Here is a 20,458-nt window from a genome sequence, read left to right on the forward strand (position 1 = left end):
TCGTCATGCGCTGGGTATGTATTCTCTTTCCGCAACTGGCCCTCGACGCTGTGCTGCGTCAGCGGCCCGACCCTGAAGAGCCGCTGGTGCTGCTCAGCGGCCCGGCCCAGCGGCGAGTGCTGCAAGCGGTTAATCCGGCGGCACGCAAACTCGGCCTGCGCCCTGGCATGTCGATGACCGCCGCGCAAGCCATGAGCAAAGGCTTTGCCACCGCCGATTATGAGGTGGCCGAGGTCGAGCACTGGCAGCAGTTTCTCGCCGCATGGGCCTACCGTTTCAGCGCGCAAGTCAGCGTGCATTACCCGCGTACCGTGGTGTTCGAGATCGAATCCAGCCTCGGACTGTTCGGTACCTGGCCGCAATTTGAAGCTCGCCTGCGCCAGGAGTTGAAAGACCTGGGCTTTCGTCATCGCATCGTCGCCGCGCCGAACCCGGTGGCGGCGCGAGTGCTGGCCAATGCCTACGATGGCCTGGTGGTGCCGGACGGCGAGGCCTTGCAGCATCATCTCGGGCAATTGCCGGTCGACCGCGTCGGGCTGGAGCCGAATGTCGCCACGGCGTTGTCGCGCATGGGCCTGCGCAATCTCAGTCAGGTGCAAAGCCTGCCACGCCAGGCACTGGCCCGGCGTTTCGAAGCGCAGATGCTCAAGCACCTCGACACGCTGTTCGGCGCACGCCCTCTGGCGCTGGCGTTCTATCTGCCGCCCGACCGTTTCGATATCCGCATCGAACTGAATTTCGACGTGCAATCCCATCAAGCCTTGCTATTCCCGTTACGGCGCTTGACCGGCGATTTGTCGGCGTTCCTCTGCGGGCGCGACAGTGGCGTGCAGCGTTTCGACCTGCATCTGGAACACGCCGGGCTGCCGGACACAGTGATCAAGGTCGGCCTGCTCAGCGCCGAGCGTGACGCGGCGATGCTCTTCGAACTGGCCCGTGGCCGGCTGGAACAAGTTCAGGTGGAGGCACCGGTGCGTGGTTTTCGCTTGCGCGCCGAAGACCTGCCGAGTTTCGTTCCGCAATATCAGGAGCTGTTCGACGACCGCCCGCAGCAGACCTTGCCCTGGGAGCAATTGCGCGAACGTCTGCGCGCACGGCTGGGTGATGACGCGGTGCAGGGCTTGCGCTTTCAGGCCGATCATCGCCCCGAGTGCGCGTGGCAGAATGGCGTCGACAAACAGCCTTGCACAGGTTTGCCCAGCGTCCAGCGCCCGGGCTGGCTGCTCAACGAACCGCAGAGCGTGCCGGAAGGTTCGGCGCGGATTCTCATGGGGCCGGAGCGCATCGAATCCGGTTGGTGGGACGGTGGCGACGTGCGGCGTGATTACTACCTGATCCAGAACCGCGCCGGTCAGCAGGGCTGGGCCTGGCGCGCTGTGGGTGAGGGCGGCGCGCTGTGGCTGCAAGGCTGGTTCGCATGAGTGCCGATTACGCCGAACTGCATTGCCTGTCGAATTTCAGTTTCCAGCGCGGTGCCTCCAGCGCGCTGGAGCTGTTTCAGCGGGCGAAAAAGCACGGCTATCAGGCACTGGCGATCACCGACGAGTGCACCCTCGCCGGGATCGTTCGTGCATGGCAAGCGGCGAAGTCCGTGGAGTTGCCGCTGATCATCGGCAGCGAGGTGCGCATCGACAACGGCCCGAAACTGGTACTGCTGGTGGAAAACCTTGCTGGTTATCAGGCCCTGTGCGGCTTGATCACCCAGGCCCGGCGGCGTACGCAGAAAGGCCAGTATCAGCTGCTGCGCGAAGACTTCGCCGAAGCGCTGCCGGGTTTGCTGGTGTTGTGGGTGCCGGACTCAGTGGATGACCGGGAAGAAGGACGCTGGCTGAAACAAACCTTCGGCGACCGCCTGTGGCTCACGGTGCAACTGCATCGCGGGCAGAACGATCAGCAGCGGCTCGCGGCATTGTTGGCTCTGGCGGCTGAGCTGCAGACTCCAGCCGTGGCCAGCGGCGATGTGCACATGCATGCCCGGGGGCGCCGTGCCTTGCAGGACACCATGACCGCGATCCGTCATCACGTCCCCGTGGCCGAAGCGGGTTTGCGCCTGCATCCCAATGGCGAGCGGCATTTGCGTTGCCTTGATGTGCTGCGCGAATTGTATCCGCCGGCCTTGCTCGAGGAATCGGTCAACCTGGCCCAGCGCTGCACCTTCGATCTGAGCGAGCTGCGCTATCAATATCCGAAAGAGCTGGTGCCCAAGGGCCACAATGCCAGTTCCTGGTTGCGTCATCTGACCGAGGAGGGCATTGCCTGGCGCTGGCCGAAAGGGCCTCAGGCCAAGGTGCTCAAGCAGATCGATGACGAGCTGCAATTGATCGCTGAACTCGGCTACGAAAGCTACTTCCTCACCGTGCACGACGTGGTGCGCTTTGCCCGCACGCAGAACATCCTCTGTCAGGGCCGTGGTTCGGCCGCCAACTCGGCGGTGTGTTTTGCCCTGGGCATCACCGAGATCGATCCGGATCGCACTACGCTGCTGTTCGAACGCTTCATGTCCAAAGAGCGCAACGAGCCGCCGGACATCGATGTCGATTTCGAGCACGAGCGCCGCGAGGAAGTCCTGCAATACGTGTTCAACCGTTATGGCCGGCGACGTGCGGCGCTGACCGCGGTGGTCAGCACCTATCACGCCACCGGTGCCGTGCGCGATGTGGCCAAGGCCCTCGGCCTGCCACCGGATCAGATCAACGCGCTGGCCGATTGCTGCGGGCGCTGGAGCGATGAAACGCCGCCGCTGGAACGTTTGCGCGAAGGTGGCTTCGACCCGGACAGTCCGGTGCTGCGCCGGGTACTGAGCCTGACCGGGCAACTGATCGGCTTCCCCCGGCACCTGTCGCAGCATCCCGGTGGTTTCGTGATTTCCGAGCAACCGCTGGACACCCTGGTGCCAGTGGAAAACGCAGCCATGGCCGATCGCACCATCATCCAATGGGACAAGGACGACCTCGATGCGGTCGGCCTGCTCAAGGTGGATATTCTCGCCTTGGGTATGCTCAGTGCGATTCGCCGCTGCTTCGATCTGCTGCGCCGGCATCGTGATCTGAACCTGACACTCGCGACGATTCCACCTGAAGACAAACCGACCTACGAAATGATCAGTCGCGCCGATACCGTCGGCGTGTTCCAGATCGAGTCGCGGGCGCAGATGTCGATGTTGCCGCGCCTGAAACCGCAGACGTTCTACGATCTGGTGATTGAAGTGGCGATCGTCCGCCCGGGGCCGATTCAGGGCGGCATGGTTCATCCCTACCTGCGCCGACGTAACAAGGAAGAGGCGGAAACCTATCCGTCGCCAGCGCTCGAAGTCGTACTCAAAAGAACCCTGGGCGTGCCGCTGTTTCAGGAACAGGTCATGCAGATCGCCATCGTCGCTGCCGACTACAGCCCCGGTGAGGCCGATCAACTGCGCCGTTCCATGGCCGCGTGGAAGCGCCATGGCGGACTGGAGCCGCATAAGGAGCGTCTCGCCGCCGGGATGAAAAAGAACGGCTACACACCGGAATTCGCCGCGCAGATCTTCGAGCAGATCAAAGGCTTCGGCAGTTATGGCTTCCCCGAATCCCACGCCGCCAGTTTCGCCTTGCTGACCTACGCCAGTTGCTGGCTGAAATGCCACGAGCCGGCGGCGTTCGCCTGTGCATTGATCAACAGTTGGCCGATGGGCTTTTACAGTCCGGACCAGATTCTGCAGGACGCGCGGCGGCACCAATTGCAGATCCGTCCGGTGGACGTGCGCGCCAGCGACTGGGATTGCAGCCTCGAGCCGCTGAGTGCCGGGCAACCGGCGATTCGCATGGGCCTGCGCATGATCAAGGGTTTTCGCGAAGAGGACGCACGGCGCATCGAAGCCGCGCGCCGACACGGGGCGTTTGCCGATGTCGCTGACCTGGGTGAGCGCGCCGCCCTCGACAGTCGTGCGCAGGCCTTGCTGGCAGACTCCGGCGCTTTGCGCGGTCTGGCCGGGCACCGTCATCGTGCGCGTTGGGAAGTGGCCGGGGTGCAGAAACAACTCGGCCTGTTCGCCGGCCTGCCCAACGAAGAAGAAGTCAAAATCGTCCTGCCCAAACCCAGCGTTGGCGAAGACCTGCATGCTGATTACGCGACCGTGGGGACGACGCTGGGGCCGCATCCACTGGCGTTGTTGCGTGGCGAGTTGCAAGCCCGGCGTTGCCGCAGCTCGCGGGAATTGATGGATATCGAACATGGCCGGCCGGTCAGCGTGGCCGGTCTGGTCACCGGCCGACAGCGCCCCGGTACGGCCAGCGGCGTGACGTTCGTGACCCTGGAAGACGAGTTCGGCAACGTCAACGTAGTGGTCTGGCGTGACCTGGCCGAGCGTCAGCGCCAAGTGCTGGTGGGGTCGCAATTGCTCAAGGTCGACGGCCGCTGGGAACGCGAAGGCGATGTGCGCCACCTGATCGCCGGGCGCATGAGCGACCTTAGCCCGCTGCTCAACGGCATTCACGTGCAGAGCCGGGATTTCCACTGACCTTTGTGGGAACGAGCCTGCTCGCGAAAGCGCAGTCTGAGGCAATGACGATGTTGACTGTGCCGCCGCCTTCGCGAGCAGGCTCGCTCCCACAGGGACTTTGGTTGCGATGAAGATGGTCGATCTGCCCCGTATCAGTGTGGGAGCGAGCCTGCTCGCGAATGCGGGCTGTCAGGCAATGACGATGTCGAACGTGCCGCCGCCTTCGCGAGCAAGCTCACTCCCACAGGGAATTTGGTTGCGATGAAGATGGTGGATTTACCCCGTATCAGTGTGGGAGCGAGCCTGCTCGCGAAAGCGCAGTGTCAGGCAACGACGATGTCTAACGTGCCGCCGCCTTCGCGAGCAGGCTCGCTCCCACAGGTTTTGGCTGTTTATCCAAAATCGAGATAAATCAAAAGGCTGCACCTTTGGGCCGAAGGCAGATATTCTGCGCTTCACACCGGTACGGGAACCCGATCAACTCCATGGCCAGCCACTGCCAGGATGAATTGCCCGACGCCAAAGGAGTGTTCGAATGAGCGAAAAGAAACTGGAAACCACGGTCGATCGCGTCTACCAAGGGGTTTACGCGGCGATCAGCAAGCGTTCGTTGCGCCCGGGCATGAAGCTGGGTGAGGCGTCGCTGGCCGAGTTGTTCAATGTCAGCCGCACGTCGGTTCGTGCTGCGCTCAAGCAATTGGAAGCCGATGGTCTGGTCACCACTGAGCCCAACAAAGGTGCATCGGTGTCGCTGCCCAGTGACGCAGAACTGCGTTCGCTGTTCGAAACCCGGCGGCTGATCGAAATCGGCATCGTCACCGAACTGTGCCGGCGCAAAGACAGCGTTGCCATGCAGGATCTGCGTGAGCACTTGTTGCTGGAGGATGCCGCCCATGCGGCCGGCGACCATGAACGGCTGATCCATCTGCTCGGCGAATTCCACCTCAAACTGGCGCGCAGCCTGAACAATCCGGTGCTGCTTGACTGGTTCCAGAAGCTGATCTCGCGCGCTTCGCTGTATGCCGCCGCGCTCGATGACGACAGTCATCAAGCCTGCCGCGACGATGAACACCTGCGTTTGCTTGAGTACATCGAGGCCGGTAATCAGAGCGCCGCGATCGAGCTGACCTGCACGCACCTCAACGGAATCGAGAAGGCGATTCTCGACGTTGCTGCAAAAATGAAAACCGGCTATCACCCACTCAAACACTTGATTGGCGTCTGAATGGCCCTGTGTCGCAAATCGGCTATACCTCCAATGAAACCAATGCGTTTTCAGGGCCTCGAAACACACGGGCGTCGCGTCGTTGTAGCGTTGCGATAGATCGGAAAACCGCAAAAAAGGACACTGAGTCAGGCGATGCAGTTTTTATCCGAAAGCCACGGCTGTGAGGGCTGGAAAGGCGAAATGGCCGGACGCATCCGTGCGTTCGACTGGAGCCTCACCGAACTGGGTCCGCTCGCCGACTGGCCGGCCAGCCTGTGTAACACCGTGCAGCTGATGCTGGCTTCGCCGCTGCCGATGGTGATGCTCTGGGGCCATGCCGGCTACATGATCTACAACGACGCCTACTCCGAATTCGCCGGTGGCCGCCATCCCTATCTGCTTGGCGTGCCGGTAGAGCTGGGCTGGCCGGAAGTCGCCGAATTCAACCGCCACGTCGTTGACACTTGCCTGGCCGGCGGCACCTTGTCCTATCGCAACAAAGAGCTGGTATTGCTGCGCGACGGCGTGCCCGAAGACGTTTGGATGGACTTGTATTACAGCCCGGTGGCCAACGACGAAGGCGTGCCCGGCGGCGTCATGGCGATGGTGGTCGAAACCACCGAACTGGTGCATTCCGAACGCCTGCGTCAGGCGGCCGAAGATGCCTATCGCGCCGACAACGAGCGCGTGCGTCTGGCGCTGAATGCCGGCGCACTGCTTGGCTCGTTTGTCTGGGACATCAAGAACAATCGCTTCTCCGCTGACGAACGTTTCGCCCGCACCTTTTCCTACCCGCCGGATCAGGACCTGAGCGATCTGCAACAAGAGATCGCCGAATCGCGCATTCATCCCGAAGATCATCGGTGGGTGCAGGAGCGAGTTGCCCATAGCGTGCGCACTGGCGAGCCGTACAACGCTGAATACCGCGTGCAGCGGGCCGACGGCCAGTATTTGTGGGTGCTGGCCAGTGGTGCCTGCGAGTTCGATGAGCAAGGCAAACCGTTTCGCTTTCCCGGTGTGCTGATCGACATCCATGAGCGCAAAAACGCCGAAGAATCACTGCTCAAATTCACCCGTAATCTCGAACAGCGAGTGGCCACCGAAGTGAATGCGCGGCTGGCAGCCGAGGAACAACTTCGCCAATCGCAGAAGCTCGAAGCCATCGGCGGCCTGACCGGTGGCGTTGCCCACGACTTCAACAATCTGCTGCAAGTCATCGCCGGCAACCTGCATCTGCTCGCCCGACATGAGCCCAACAATGCCAACGTACAACGCCGGGTCGTGGCTTCGCTGGCGGCGGTCGAACGCGGTGCCAAACTGTCTTCGCAACTGCTGGCCTTTGCCCGGCGGCAACCGCTGTCACCGGCCGTGTGCAATCCAGAGCAAATTTTCGAAGGCGTGGGCGAATTACTCCAACGTGCATTGGGCGAAACCATTCAGATCGACGTGCAACTGCCGCCGCAGCCCTGGCACATCAACGTCGATCGCAACCAACTGGAAAACGCGATTCTCAATCTGGCCATCAACGCCCGCGACGCGATGAAAGGCGAGGGCGTTATCGGCCTCAGCGCCGCCAATGTCTGTCTGGACAGCGAATACTGCGTCGGCAAGGGCATCGCGTCCGGTGAGTATGTGCGCGTGGCGGTCACCGACACCGGCGTGGGCATTGCCCCACAAATGCTGGAACAGGTTTTCGAACCGTTTTTCACCACCAAGGCCGACGGCCAGGGCACCGGGCTCGGTTTGAGCATGGTCTTTGGCTTCGTCAAACAGAGTGGCGGCCACGTCGAGATCGACAGCAAGCTCGGCGAAGGCACGCGGGTGCAGTTGTATTTCCCGCGCAGTCTGCGTCCGGTTCGTGAAGAGACCGCCAGTGTCGGAGAGCGCAAGAGCGGCGGCCACGAAACCATTCTGGTGGTGGAAGACAATGACGCGGTGCGCGCTTCGGCGGTGGAGTTGCTGCGCGAAGAAGGCTATCGGGTGATGACCGCGTGCAATGGCGACGTGGCCATGCAGATGCTGCTGGAAGGCATCGAGATCGATCTGATCTTCACCGACGTGGTCATGCCCGGCCTGATCAAGAGTTCCGATCTGGCCGCGTGGGCCAAGGTGCAGACACCGCCGGTACCGGTGCTGTTCACTTCCGGGCATACCCGCGACATCATTTCCCGCGACCACCAGCTCAGCCCCGATACGCATCTGCTCGGCAAACCCTACAGCCCGCAAGCCTTACTGCAGATGATTTGCGAGGTGCTCGGCACCTGATGCCGAGCGCTGCCCAGTTTTTCAATCAAGGCAGGCCGATGATTTCCAAGCGCAATTCCAAAGCACCCGCCGGCATGGTTCGTGTGCGCGGCGCCCGCGAACATAACCTGAAGAACGTTGATGTCGATATTCCGCGCGATGCGCTGGTGGTGTTCACCGGTGTCTCCGGTTCGGGCAAGTCGTCGCTGGCGTTTTCCACGCTGTATGCCGAGGCCCAGCGGCGGTATTTCGAATCGGTGGCGCCCTACGCGCGGCGGCTGATCGATCAGGTTGGCGTGCCGGATGTCGATTCCATCGAAGGACTGCCGCCCGCCGTCGCTTTGCAACAGCAGCGCGGCACGCCGAGCGCGCGTTCGTCGGTGGGCAGCGTGACGACGTTGTCGAGCCTGATCCGCATGCTCTATTCCCGCGCCGGGAGTTACCCGCCGGGGCAGCCAATGCTGTATGCCGAGGATTTTTCACCGAACACGCCGCAGGGCGCCTGTCCGGAGTGTCATGGACTTGGTCGCGTCTATGAAGTCACCGAAGCGCTGATGGTGCCGGACCCGAACCTGACCATCCGCCAGCGCGCCGTGGCGTCCTGGCCCTTGGCGTGGCAGGGGCAGAACCTGCGCGACATCCTCGTGACCATGGGCATTGATGTCGATATTCCCTGGAAGAAACTGCCGAAAAAGCAGCGCGACTGGATTCTCTTCACTGAAGAAACGCCGACGGTGCCGGTGTACGCCGGGCTGACCCCGGAAGAAACCCGCGTCGCGCTCAAGCGCAAGATGGAACCGAGTTATCAGGGCACCTTCACCGGCGCCCGGCGCTACATCCTGCACACCTTCACTCACTCGCAAAGTGCGCTGATGAAGAAGCGTGTTTCACAGTTCATGCGCGGTAGCCCGTGCCCATTGTGCGAGGGCAAACGGCTCAAGCGCGAGGCGTTGTCGGTGACCTTTGCCGGCTACGACATTGGCGAGTTGTCGCAGATGCCGTTGCTGCAAGTGGCCGAAGTGCTGCGGCCTGTAGCAGCGGCAAATTATCTGGAACAGGCCGAGGAGAGCGGCGACACCCTCAGCCATGCGCAAACCCGCGAGGCGCGTCAGCAGCGGGTCGCCCATGGCGCCAGCGGTCATGCCAGCGCACCGGACGTGCGCCACACGCCGAATCTGTCGCTGGAGAAACGCTTGGCGGCGCAGCGCATCGCTGAGGATTTGCTGGAGCGGGTCAGCACCCTGACCGATCTCGGCCTGGGTTATCTGGCGCTGGAACGCAGTACGCCGACCTTGTCGTCGGGCGAGTTGCAGCGTTTGCGCCTGGCCACGCAATTGGGTTCGCAGCTGTTCGGGGTGATTTATGTCCTGGACGAGCCGTCTGCCGGTCTGCATCCGGCGGATGGTGAGGCGCTGTTCGAAGCGTTGCAGCGCTTGAAGGCGGACGGCAACACGCTGTTTGTAGTCGAGCATGATGTCGAAACCATGCGCCGTGCCGACTGGCTGATCGACGTCGGCCCAGCGGCGGGCGAGAAGGGCGGGCGCGTGCTGTACAGCGGTCCGCCTGCGGGACTCGCTGATGTTGCAGATTCGCAGACCCGCGCTTATCTGTTTGCCGAAAACCAACGCCCTGAGCGCGCCGCGCGCAAGCCGAGCGGCTGGCTGAAGCTCGACGGCGTGACGCGCAATAACCTGAATAATCTTAGCGCCGAATTCCCTTTGGGCTGTTTCACCTCGGTGACCGGCGTATCGGGATCTGGCAAATCGAGTCTGGTCAGTCAGGCCTTGCTGGAACTGGTCGGCGCGCAGTTGGGCCGTCCGGTGGCCGAGGCCGAGTCAGAAGAGCCGAGCCTGGAAGATGACACTCCGCCGCCCAGCACCGGGCAGATCAGCGCCGGCCTGGAGTCGATCAAACGGCTGGTGCAGGTTGATCAGAAACCCATCGGACGCACGCCGCGCTCCAATCTGGCGACTTACACCGGGTTGTTCGACAACGTGCGCAAGCTGTTTGCCGCGACACCTGAGGCACAAGCGGCGGGCTATGATGCCGGGCAGTTTTCTTTCAACGTCGCCAAGGGCCGTTGCGCCACGTGTGAGGGCGAAGGTTTTGTCAGTGTGGAATTGCTGTTCATGCCCAGCGTGTATGCGCCGTGCCCAACTTGCCACGGAGCGCGGTATAACCCGCAGACATTGGCGATTCTCTGGCAGGGCTTGAGCATCGCCCAAGTCCTGCAACTGACAGTCGATGAAGCGGTAGCGGTGTTTGCCGAACAGGCGGGGATTCGTCGTTCGCTGGAAGTGCTGCGCGATATCGGCCTGGGTTATCTGCGCCTGGGGCAACCGGCCACGGAACTGTCCGGTGGTGAAGCGCAGCGGATCAAACTGGCGACCGAGTTGCAGCGCAGCCAGCGTGGTGCGACCTTGTATGTACTGGATGAACCGACCACGGGATTGCACCCGAGAGATGTCGATCGGTTGCTGGAACAACTCGATACGCTGGTAACGGCGGGGCACACGGTGATTGTGGTCGAACACGAAATGCGTGTCGTCGCGCAGAGCGACTGGGTGATCGACATCGGCCCCGGCGCCGGTGATCAGGGCGGCAGGATCGTCGCCGCCGGCACACCACAGAAAGTCGCCGCGAGCAAGAAGAGCAAGACTGCGCCGTTTCTGGCTCGGGCTTTGAGCCGATAACTGCAGCGCCTTGCTGGCCGCCATCGCTGGCAAGCCAGCTCCCACAGAAATTCAAGTTGTTGCCGAAAATCTGCGCACACTGATGCCCCCTGTGGGAGCTGGCTTGCCAGCGATGGCGCCAGTTCAGGCGCCATCCAGCGTACGGCGGACCTTGTCGAGCAGTTCGCTGATCTGGAACGGTTTGACCAGCATGTCCATGCCGGTGCCGAGGAAGACCTGGCGGTTGAGCGCGGTTTCGGCGTAGCCGGTCATGAACAGGATCGGCAGCCCTTCGTGCCAGCCACGGGCAACATCCGCCAGTTCACGGCCGCTCATGCGCGGCAAGCCGACGTCGGTCAGCAGCAGGTCGATCGACGGGTCATTCTGCAAGCGCTCCAGCGCTGATTCGATATCCGCCGCTTGCGTGCAGCGATAGCCGGCGTCTTCCAGCACTTCGGTAACGAACAAGCGCACCGTGGCCATGTCCTCGACGATCAGCACATGCTCACCACTACCTTTCGCGTCAGGCACGGGCACAGGCGCATCGGCCCCGGTCGGGTCGTTGGTGCCGGGCAGCATGATGGTCACTTCGGTGCCACGTCGGGCGACGCTGCGGATGTGCGCGTCACCGCCGGACTGACGGGCAAAACCGTAGATCGTCGACAGCCCGAGCCCGGTGCCCTGGCCCAAAGGCTTGGTGGTGAAAAACGGTTCGAACACCTTGTCGATCACGTTGTGTTCGATGCCGGTGCCGTCGTCGCGTACCGACAGCGCCACGTACGCGCCATCGGCCAGATTCGGATCGCCATGGGAATAAGCGGCGTAAGTATTGACCCAGATATTGCCGCCCGAGGGCAGGGCATCACGGGCGTTGATCACCAGATTGAGCACCGCGCTTTCCAGCTGCACCGGGTCGACCAGCGCAATCGCCGGTTTGTTGGTCAGTTCCAGCTTGAGGGTGATGCGCTCACCGATGGTGCGCACCAGCAATTCTTCCAGCGAGCGGACGTGATCGTTGATGTCCACCGGCCGTGTATCGAGCGGCTGCTGACGGGCAAATGCCAGCAGACGATGGGTCAATGAGGCCGCGCTCATGGCTGAGTTCAGCGCTGCTTCGGTATAGAACTGCACCTTGTCCAGACGCTCATCGGCCACGCGTTTCTGGATCAGTTCCAGGCTGGTGATGATCCCGGTCAGCAGATTGTTGAAGTCGTGGGCGATACCGCCGGTGAGCTTGCCCAGCGCATCCATTTTCTGCACTTGCAGCAATTGCGCTTCGGCGTGCACGCGCTCGGCGACTTCCTTGGCCAGCTGCGTGGTGGTGTCATCCAGCCGCGCCAGATGCGAGCGCTCGCGGTGGCGGTGTTCGGTGACGTCCTCGACGAACACCAGACTCAGTTCCGGGGTGCGATACGGCGAAATCTGCCATTGCGTCTCGCGAATCTCGCCCTGCACGCGCATGTTCAGCGTGCCTTTCCAGCGCTCGCCGTCGACCAGACGCAGACGCAGTTCATCGAGGATCGAGCATTGATCTTCGGCGAAGCATTCACGCAGCGCCTGCGGATCGCGGTTATCGACGATCAATTGGGCGAATGCGTGATTGCATTCATGCACTTTCAGATTGGCGTCGAGCACGGCGATCGGTGCCGAGACGTTGGCGAAAATCTCGCGGAAACGCGCCTCGCTTTCGCGCAGGGCATTTTCCGTGTCGCGCACCCGCAGCAGGGTACGCAGGGTCGCCAAGAGCACATCGGGGTCGACCGGGTGAATCAGATAGGCATCGGCACCCGCGTTGAGACCAGTGATGATATCGCCGGTCTGGATCGACGCCGCTGACACATGAATCACTGGCAGCAGCGCGGTGCCCGGGTCGGCGCGCAGCAGGCGGACGATGTCGAAACCGCTCATGTCCGGCAGGTTGACGTCGAGGATCAACGCATCGAGGGCTTCGCCCTCGATCAGGGCCAGGCCGTCGCTGCCGGTGCCGGCTTCGAGCACCGTGTAGCCATGGCGCTCCAAGCGCCGGCGCAGGGCGTAACGGGTGGCGACGTTGTCATCGACGATCAACAGGCGGATGTCACGATTCATCGACGTTCTCCAGAGCGATCGCCAGCGGGATGATGACAAAGAACGTCGAGCCGACGCCCGGCGTACTGTCTACCCCGACTTCACCGCCGAGCAGGGCGGCGAAACGCTTGCACAGTGACAGACCCAGACCGGTGCCGCGCAGACGTTTCTGCAATGGCGAATCGACTTGGGAGAAGTCTTCGAACAGCGTGTCATGCAGTTCGGCCGCGATGCCGATGCCGGTGTCGCTGACGGCAAAGCGCACTTTGTCTTCACCTTCCATTCGCGCCGATACCCGCACTTCGCCACGGGTGGTGAATTTCAACGAGTTGGAAATGAAGTTGCGCAGGATCTGCCCGAGCTTCTTGTCATCGGTATACAGGCGCGGCAGGCCCAGTGGCTCTTCGAAGATCAGATCCACCGCCGAGGCGTCGACGATTGGCCGGAACATCCCGCGCAGGGCGGAGAACAGGTCGAACATGTCGAACCAGGCCGGGGAAATGCTGATGCGCCCGGCTTCGATCTTCGCCAGATCGAGCAGGTCATCAACCATGTCGCTGAGCTCGCGGGCAGCGGTGCTGACGAAGGCTACCTGCTTGTGCTGTTCAGGGCTGAGCGGACCGTCGAGTTCGTCAGCGAGCAGACTGTTGATGCTCAGTATCGAGCCCAGCGGCGTGCGGAATTCATGGCTCATGTACGACAGGAAACGGCTCTTGAGATCCGATGCCTGACGCAGTTCTTCGGCCTGATTGTCGAGCTCGGCGTACAGCGCCAGAACACCCTGGTTGGTTTCATCGAGTTCTTCGCGCAGGGCAGTGGTTTCGCGCTGCAACTGAGCGATGAGCGCCGCCTGTTCGGCGTGGCTCAAGTGAGTCGATTCAGCCATGGGCGGCCTCCAGAGCCACGACCAGCACCGTCACGTCATCGCGACCACGGCAAAAGTCGCGGTGCAGGACGCTGGCTATCACGGCAGGATGGCGATGCACCAGGCCGGGGTAGTCTGCAAGATTCCAACGGGACTGTAGGCCGTCGCTGTACATGATCAATAAATGTCCGTTCACGTGAGCATAGTCAAAGGGTTTGGCTTTACGGTACTGGCCGCCAACGATACCGGGGTGTGAGGCCAGACCGCGGGATTTGCCAGGCTCCAGCAGACTGGCGCCGATGTTACCGACACCGGCGAACGTCAGGCCGTCGCGCTGGCTGTCAAACTGCGCGAAAGCGACGGCGCCACCGCGCGTGCCGAGCATTTCCTGATGCAGGTCTTCCATCAATACCACAGGATCGGCAAACGGTGCCCGGGCGAATGCCTGCGCCCCGGCCAGGCCGGCACGTTCGGCGTCTTCGCCATGGCCGAGGCCATCGACCACCAGCGCGCTGATCCGCGAACCTTCATATTTCAGATGCCAGACATCGCCGCAGGCTGGATCGGCATGCAGCGAATGCTGGCTGACGCCGAAGCGGATATCGGCCTGACGATCGCTGCGCGGAAAAATTCGCGCCAGCAACACCGCGCCACGGTGGTCGGCGTAGACATCGAAGACACTGGTCTGCCGCGATACGGCGCCGAGGCCGATGCCTTGTGTGCCGCCAGTGGAAAAGCCATCCGCCAGACAGGCATCCAGATCAAAGCCCTGCGCCCGATCCACGGTCTGCATTTCGATGCCGAAGCCGTTATCCGGCCGAGCCAGTACACGCAGGTGAAATTCACCACGCTGGGCATGCTTGAGCACGTTGCTCGCCAGTTCGGTCGCGACCAGCGCCACGCGGCCGGCATCGTTTTCGTCGAAGCCATGCTGCTCGGCGAGTTTCTGCGCGGTGCGCCGCGCGTGGCCGATCTGGCTGCTGTCCTCGATCGGCAGAACCTGGGTCAACGACCCGGTGATATTCATGTCCATCGTGTGATCGTAATGCGCGTGCCTTTGCCGGGCTCAGTGTCGAGTTCGAATTCATTGACCAGGCGCTTGGCGCCAGTCAGGCCAAGGCCCAACCCGCTGCCGGAGGTCCAGCCGTCGGTCATCGCCAGTTTGATGTCGGGGATGCCAGGGCCTTCGTCGCGGAAGGTGATGCGCAAACCGACCCGGCCGTTTTCCTCGAGAATCTGCCAGTCCATGTCGCCGCCGCCGCCATAGACCATGGTGTTACGCGCCAGCTCACTGACAGCGGTCACCAGTTTGGTCAGGTCGATCAGGCGCATGCCACATTCGGTGGCGAGTTTGCGCGTGGTCTGGCGGGCCAGCACTACGTCCTGTTCAATGAGAATGGGTTGCGTACCGCTACTGCGCACGGTCATTGTGCAAGTACTCGTTCCCGCAGCAGTTTCATCCCGCGTTCGACGTTCAGGGCGGTGCTCACGTCTGGCAAAGTCATGCCCAGCTCAACGAGCGTGATCGCCACTGCCGGCTGCATGCCGACCAGCACGGTTTTGGCGTCCATGATTTTCGACAGCCCGGAAATGTCGCCGATCATGCGCCCGATGAACGAATCGACCATGTCCAGCGCCGTGATGTCGATCAGCACGCCCCGGGCGGATGTCCGGCTGATGCGCTCGGACAGATCGTCCTGCAGGGTCAGGGCGAGTTGGTCATGCATGTCGACCTGAATGGTCACCAGCAAGATATCGCCCATTTGAAGAATCGGAATACGTTCCATGGTCAAGCCGTCTTGACGAGGCTGACACCCAAGCGGGTCAGGGCCAGTTTCAATGCGTCGGCCAGATTGGCCTTGGTCACTACGCCTTGCAGATCCAGACCCAGGTGCACGATGGTTTGCGCAATCTGTGGACGCACGCCGCTGATGATGCAGTCAGCGCCCATCAGGCGGATCGCGGTCACGGTTTTCAGCAAGTGCTGGGCGACCAGAGTGTCGACGGTTGGCACGCCGGTGATGTCGATGATGGCGATTTCCGAACCGGTGTCGACGATGCGTTGCAGCAGCGATTCCATGACTACTTGGGTGCGCTGCGAATCGAGGGTGCCGATCATTGGCAGGGCGAGGACGCCATCCCACAGCTTGACCACCGGAGTCGACAGTTCCAGCAGCTCTTCCTGTTGACGCTTGATCACCGCTTCACGGGATTTCTGGAAGGTGCCGATGGTGTGCATACCGACGGTGTCGAGCAATTCGGAGACTTCCAGCAATTGCTCGGCAAGCAGTGCTGGCTGGTCCTGATAATGGTTTTGCAGCAGGGCGAACAACGGGCCTTTCAGGGCAAAGATGAAATTGGCGGTTTGCTGGGAATCCTGGCCGAGCAGGGCGCGGCTCTGCGACAGTTTTTCAAGGAACTGACGGGTATCCTCCCAACCCGCAGCGGCAATCTTGCTGCCGTTGCCGTTTTCCAGACCCGCCAAGAGCAGGCCCAGCAAGTCGCGGGTTTGCTGAGCGAGGTCGTGTTCCTTGAGGTTGCGTGTGGCGCCGCTGGCTTCGAGGCGTTTGGTCCACTCGCTCAACAGCTGAGTCTGGTTGTTCTTGATTGCTTCAACTGTGCTGTTCTGCAGTGCTGCCATGTGCGTGTCGCTCCGTTACGTATATGGGCCGGCTCGGCGAAATGACCGGCGCGATTTGACTGACATTTACCGCTTGAAATAGTTGTTCAGCTAGCGATGAATTTTTCTGCCTGCCGCGTCGAACGCCCCGGTAACTCTAGTCGGCGTGGCGGCAGGCAACGATCTTTTGAACGAATCTACGGCGTCAGGCTTCGAATCTGCATGCCCGACGTTTTCCAGTCGTGCTGGAAGAAGGAGGCAGGACTATGAATGAGGTGGATATGAACGAGCAAGCGCCGCAACAGCAAAATCAGTCCTCAGAGTCAATTAACCGCAACGACCCGGCCATCGACCCGCAAACGCCGGGGCAAAATAATCCCGCGCCGGCTGAAGAAGGGCAGGCGGACAGCGCGGCTGCCGAGGTCGATCAGAAGCAGCATCACAACGACAACAGCAACGACTTCAGCCCCGGCTTCAAGCCTGACCCGGACCGTCCTGAACCGGGCGAAAGCACTGACGCCGATATCGACACCGATGGTGGTTGATCGCTGAAACGCAAAAAGGCCGCATCGAAGGATGCGGCCTTTTTATTGCCGGCCGGTTACTTGCTCGGATGTTTGGCTTGCAGCTCTTTGGCGTGGGCCAGGTGTTTTTCCAGCGCTGGCAGCATCTTCTGCGCGAACGCTTTCAGCTCAGTAGCGCCCTTGGCCTTGTCATCGGTCACGGTGTTCGCCTGCTTCTTGAACAGCTCGATGGTCTCTTCGTGAGCCTTGACCTGGTTGTTGGCGTAGGCCGCATCGAAGGATTCATCGCGCATGTCGAGAATTTTCTCCTTGGCCTGCTTGACCAGGGTGGTGTCGTCAGGGACTTCGATGTCATTGGTGGTCGCGATCTTCTTCAGCTCTTCATTGGCCTTGGTGTGATCAGCGATCATTTGGTTAGCGAAGGCTTTGATGTCGGCTGACTGGCTTTTTTCCAGTGCCAGCTTGCTGGTTTCGATTTCGGCGATGCCACCAGCGGCGGCATTGTCGACAAAGTCGTTGTCGGTTGCGGCAAAGGCGCTGCCCATGCCGGCAGACAGTGCAACAGCCAGAGCGAGATGACGCAGGTTGAATCCGTCCATTGGGTATCTCCACGCAGGTTTTTGTGAGCGTTATCCAATGGAGCGAGCGCAGACGCCAAAGGTTTTATCGCATTTACGACAGGGCGACGAACGGCAACCGCTGGTCTGACAGGGAGTCGACAGAAGTCATCGGGCAAGGCCATGCTGATAATGAGTCAGCGCATCGGTCGCGCTGGTTGTCGATCAAATTGATGGAGGTGTTTCATGCCGGTTTCACATGATCTGTATCAGGACCTGGGCTGCAAGAAGGAAGAGATCGAGCAAAAACGCTCCGAGGATCCGAAGCTGGATTCGCTGCTCAACAAGTATTTCGACGTGGATAAAGCCGTGGTCGAAGCCGAGAACGCCCAGTCAGACGCCCCCACTGACGACGAATTGAAAAAGCTCAAAGAGAAGCGCGTGATCGTCAAGGAACAGATCGTTGCTCAACTCGCCGGGCAGCCGCTGACGGGACAGTAGTCGCCCGACCCGTGGTCATTTTTGAAGGGAACGGCTACGGCCAATGGCACCTCCAATGTGCAGAGTCTGCAAACCATCGACTCGTTGCGAGGTGCCTTATGAACGACCCCAAATTCCCCAGTGAAGAGCAGGGTGGTTTCGACCCGATTCCTACCCGTCCTGAACCGAACAGCCCGGCGCATACCACAGCGCATCCGGAAAAAACCGTGAAGGAACTGCCGGAGGATGAAGATCCGGAGAAGTTCGACCGGTCCGGCAACTGACAGACCGCTATCGCTGGCAAGCCAGCTCCCACAGGTTCATCTGGTGAACACATATTTGGAGTTCACACGGACACTGTGGGAGCTGGCTTGCCAGCGATATCGTCGGTCCATACGGTGAAAATTTTTCTGTTTTACTTAAGCGCCGCATCCAACCCCATTCGCCCCATATGCCTCGCCTTCAACGAGCCGAAATACAACCACTGCCCATACTCGCGCACCGTGGTAATCGGCGAATAATTGCCTTCGCTCGCGTCCTGCAGATTGGCAATCACCTTGCCGTCCAGATCCAGTCCCAGCACAAACCCACGCTTTTCGACAGGCTTGGGTAAAACCGTCAAAGCCCGCACGATCATCTTACGCACGAACGGGTGTTCAGCGGTGCCATCGAGCAAGGCATTGCGGGGCGCATACAGCGCTACCCAAAAGCGATTGGTGCCATTGAACGAGAGGTTGTCCGGAAGCCCCGGCAAGTTGTCGATGAACACATCATGGGTACCGGCCTTCGGCCCGCTCAGCCAGTAGCGGCTGATGCGATAAGCGCCGGTTTCATTGACCAGCACATAGGCTTCGTCGGGGCCAAGAGTGACGCCATTGGCAAACTGCAACTTGTCGAGCAAGACGCTGGTCTTGCCGGTTTGAAAGTCGTAGCGCAGCAGACGTCCGTCGGCGCCGTGTTCAATGATCGCCTCGCCGTCATGACCATAGCCCCAGCGGCTCGAGGCATCGCTGAAGTAGGCGTAGTGGCCTGACTTGTCGACCGCTACATCATCGGTAAATCCAAATGGCACGCCGTTGGCCTCGGTGGTCAACGGAATCACGCGGCCCTGCGCATCCAGCGACAGCAAGCCTTTGACCGCATCGGCAACTACCAGCATGCCATTCGGATGACGGGCCAGGCCCAGTGGACGGCCACCGGTGTCGGCCAGGACCTTGCGCTGCGTACCGTCGAGGCTGCTACGGATGAGCCTGCCGTCATGCAATCCGGTGATGAGGAATTCGTCTTCCAGTAGCAACGCCTCAGGCCCTTCGATGTCGCTCGGCCCGACCTTCGCCACAGCTTTGAGGCGCTGGTTGTCCGCGTAGATCCCGTCTTTCAGCGAGGGCGCCGGTGGCGGCGTCCAGGCGACCGGTTCGACCTTGGTCGGCAGCAACAACAAGAAGGCGATGACGAGAACGATCAGCAGGCACAGCACATAACGTAATTTCACGCGCTGGCCCTCGCCGCGCCGATAAACTGCGCAGCCATGTCGCGCAGGGCGAGCATGGATGCGGCAGATTCGCGCTCGATGCGCCGCTTGAGCAGCAGGCGATTGGCAAGACGCATGAGCAAACCGTCAAAGCGATATTCCAGCGTGCGCACGAAACGCGTGCCGCCAGCCTCCGCTGAGCACTCGTAAGTCAACCGCAGGGACAAGCCCTGATCACTTTGCGCGCGTGCGCACCAGCGCCGGCCCGGCAGATATTCAGTAACCTCCCAGCGCAAGTGACCGGCACGTCCGCCGGCATGGATGTCCTCTTCGAAACGTGCACCGGCATGCAGTGGACCTTGCGCACCGTCAATCTTCAATGAGGAGGGATGCCAGTCCGGCCAGTGACTGACGCTGGCGGCATAAGCCAGCACGGCGACCGGTTCGCCGGCGATATCGATCTGGTGCTGCATGCGCGTCGTGGGCATTTGCGAATCACTCAAAGGGGCGGGTTCCGGCTCGCGGTACAGCGTGCCGAACAGGTAGTCCATCAAGGGCAGAACGATGTTGAAATTGCGCTCCTGCATGCGCTCGCGGCGGTGATGCAGTTCGTGCAGACCGCGCATCTGGCGAATCCACGGCAAACGAGTCAACGGATTTTGCGGTGGCAGATGTTCACAGGCATGGAATACCTCATAGAGCAGATAACCGAGCACCATGCACCCGGCAAACAGCCCGGCGACATTGGCGTTGACCTGCGCGAGCAGCCACCAGAGGGGCAGGGTGATCAATAGCGTATGAATGACGATCAGCCAGGCTGGAAACAGAATCACTCGCCAGTCCCGCGCGCTGTCGTAGGTCATATGGCCGGGGGTGAAAAAGCTGTGATGGTCGCCGGCATGTCGTGCGTAGAACATCTTTGCGAAAGCTTTTTTGTGATGGCCTAAATGACGATGGACCATGTACACGCCGAAGTTGAACAACAACAGGCTCAGCGGCACTGTCAGCCATTCCAGCCAGCTCACTGAATGCACCGTGCGCCAGAACGCAGCGACGGCGAAAATGCCGAACAGCAACACGAACGCGCCATGCAACCACGGGTTGTATAAAGGATGAATGGCCGCACGGTAGCGGCTGCGGAATGCCTCGGTGGTCTGCCTCAACGCTTTCACCTGCGGGTATTGTTGTTATACCCGGCAGATTAGCCGATCCGCTGACTTGTGCAGGGCGAACCTTGCGGCCTTAAGCGCCATGCTCTGGACTGAAGCTGCCCG

17 protein-coding genes and 1 pseudogene are annotated in these 20,458 nt (G+C 61.2%); 8 read left to right on the forward strand and 10 right to left on the reverse strand.

Going from position 1 to position 20,458, the window contains the following annotated elements; translation table 11 throughout:
* The first annotated feature begins 5 nt into the window (after positions 1-5).
* The 5 genes from ASG55_RS07795 (at position 6) to ASG55_RS07815 (ending at position 10,621) form a co-directional block, all read left to right on the forward strand.
* Positions 6-1,421, forward strand: coding sequence for a Y-family DNA polymerase (locus ASG55_RS07795; RefSeq protein WP_056785172.1), 1,416 nt, complete (start codon positions 6-8; stop codon positions 1,419-1,421).
* Positions 1,418-4,495, forward strand: coding sequence for an error-prone DNA polymerase (locus ASG55_RS07800; RefSeq protein WP_056785175.1), 3,078 nt, complete (start codon positions 1,418-1,420; stop codon positions 4,493-4,495). Before ASG55_RS07795 ends, ASG55_RS07800 begins: the two co-directional genes overlap by 4 nt.
* A gap of 517 nt (positions 4,496-5,012) precedes the next feature.
* Positions 5,013-5,702: a GntR family transcriptional regulator gene (locus ASG55_RS07805; RefSeq protein WP_016774461.1), complete on the forward strand. Its 690-nt coding sequence runs from the start codon at positions 5,013-5,015 to the stop codon at positions 5,700-5,702.
* Positions 5,703-5,837: 135 nt separating this feature from the next.
* On the forward strand, positions 5,838-7,949 hold the full coding sequence (locus tag ASG55_RS07810) for an ATP-binding protein (RefSeq protein WP_056785178.1): 2,112 nt from the start codon (positions 5,838-5,840) through the stop codon (positions 7,947-7,949).
* Between the two features lie 38 nt (positions 7,950-7,987).
* Complete coding sequence (locus ASG55_RS07815) at positions 7,988-10,621, forward strand: excinuclease ABC subunit UvrA (RefSeq protein WP_056786831.1); 2,634 nt, start codon at positions 7,988-7,990, stop codon at positions 10,619-10,621.
* Between the two features lie 123 nt (positions 10,622-10,744).
* Here the strand turns inward: ASG55_RS07815 and ASG55_RS27585 are convergent, their stop codons facing one another.
* The 7 genes and pseudogenes from ASG55_RS27585 to ASG55_RS07845 all read right to left on the reverse strand — a co-directional run bounded on the left by ASG55_RS27585 (position 10,745) and on the right by ASG55_RS07845 (position 16,173).
* Positions 10,745-11,491 carry a response regulator gene (locus ASG55_RS27585; protein WP_409037442.1) on the reverse strand — a complete coding sequence of 249 codons (747 nt, stop codon included), beginning with the start codon at positions 11,489-11,491 and terminating at the stop codon, positions 10,745-10,747.
* A gap of 165 nt (positions 11,492-11,656) precedes the next feature.
* Positions 11,657-12,688: pseudogene (locus ASG55_RS27590) on the reverse strand (response regulator); the annotation flags it as partial.
* On the reverse strand, positions 12,678-13,553 hold the full coding sequence (locus ASG55_RS07825; protein ID WP_041478682.1) for a sensor histidine kinase: 876 nt from the start codon (positions 13,551-13,553) through the stop codon (positions 12,678-12,680). The pseudogene ASG55_RS27590 and the gene ASG55_RS07825, both read right to left, overlap by 11 nt.
* Positions 13,546-14,559, reverse strand: coding sequence for an ATP-binding protein (locus ASG55_RS07830; protein ID WP_056786833.1), 1,014 nt, complete (start codon positions 14,557-14,559; stop codon positions 13,546-13,548). Before ASG55_RS07830 ends, ASG55_RS07825 begins: the two co-directional genes overlap by 8 nt.
* Positions 14,556-14,960 (reverse strand): anti-sigma regulatory factor, encoded by a 405-nt coding sequence (locus ASG55_RS07835; protein WP_016774465.1) that lies wholly within the window; start codon positions 14,958-14,960, stop codon positions 14,556-14,558. The genes ASG55_RS07830 and ASG55_RS07835 overlap by 4 nt, the downstream gene beginning before the upstream one ends.
* On the reverse strand, positions 14,957-15,319 hold the full coding sequence (locus ASG55_RS07840) for an STAS domain-containing protein (RefSeq protein ID WP_056785183.1): 363 nt from the start codon (positions 15,317-15,319) through the stop codon (positions 14,957-14,959). The genes ASG55_RS07835 and ASG55_RS07840 overlap by 4 nt, the downstream gene beginning before the upstream one ends.
* A 2-nt stretch (positions 15,320-15,321) precedes the next feature.
* The gene (locus ASG55_RS07845) at positions 15,322-16,173 is read right to left on the reverse strand and encodes an STAS domain-containing protein (protein ID WP_041478684.1); all 852 of its coding nucleotides are present in this window, start codon (positions 16,171-16,173) and stop codon (positions 15,322-15,324) included.
* 260 nt (positions 16,174-16,433) lie between these two features.
* Here ASG55_RS07845 and ASG55_RS07850 point away from each other — a divergent pair, with 260 nt between their 5' ends.
* Positions 16,434-16,697 carry a hypothetical protein gene (locus ASG55_RS07850; protein WP_056786835.1) on the forward strand — a complete coding sequence of 88 codons (264 nt, stop codon included), beginning with the start codon at positions 16,434-16,436 and terminating at the stop codon, positions 16,695-16,697.
* Between the two features lie 56 nt (positions 16,698-16,753).
* On the opposite strand, the gene ASG55_RS07855 is transcribed toward ASG55_RS07850, so the two are convergent.
* On the reverse strand, positions 16,754-17,275 hold the full coding sequence (locus ASG55_RS07855; RefSeq protein ID WP_056785185.1) for a DUF4142 domain-containing protein: 522 nt from the start codon (positions 17,273-17,275) through the stop codon (positions 16,754-16,756).
* 204 nt (positions 17,276-17,479) lie between these two features.
* On the opposite strand from ASG55_RS07855, the gene ASG55_RS07860 reads away from it, so the two are divergent.
* Positions 17,480-17,734 carry a DUF465 domain-containing protein gene (locus ASG55_RS07860; RefSeq protein WP_041478686.1) on the forward strand — a complete coding sequence of 85 codons (255 nt, stop codon included), beginning with the start codon at positions 17,480-17,482 and terminating at the stop codon, positions 17,732-17,734.
* A gap of 98 nt (positions 17,735-17,832) precedes the next feature.
* Complete coding sequence (locus ASG55_RS26975) at positions 17,833-17,997, forward strand: hypothetical protein (protein WP_016774471.1); 165 nt, start codon at positions 17,833-17,835, stop codon at positions 17,995-17,997.
* 131 nt (positions 17,998-18,128) lie between these two features.
* On the opposite strand, the gene ASG55_RS07865 is transcribed toward ASG55_RS26975, so the two are convergent.
* The gene (locus tag ASG55_RS07865; protein ID WP_056785187.1) at positions 18,129-19,205 is read right to left on the reverse strand and encodes an SMP-30/gluconolactonase/LRE family protein; all 1,077 of its coding nucleotides are present in this window, start codon (positions 19,203-19,205) and stop codon (positions 18,129-18,131) included.
* A complete protein-coding gene (locus tag ASG55_RS07870) occupies positions 19,202-20,347 on the reverse strand; it encodes a sterol desaturase/SRPBCC family protein (RefSeq protein WP_056785190.1) in 1,146 nt (381 codons plus the stop codon). Before ASG55_RS07870 ends, ASG55_RS07865 begins: the two co-directional genes overlap by 4 nt.
* Between the last annotated feature and the right edge of the window lie 111 nt (positions 20,348-20,458).

The organism is Pseudomonas sp. Leaf434, assembly GCF_001425545.1.
GTDB classification, from domain to species: domain Bacteria; phylum Pseudomonadota; class Gammaproteobacteria; order Pseudomonadales; family Pseudomonadaceae; genus Aquipseudomonas; species Aquipseudomonas siliginis.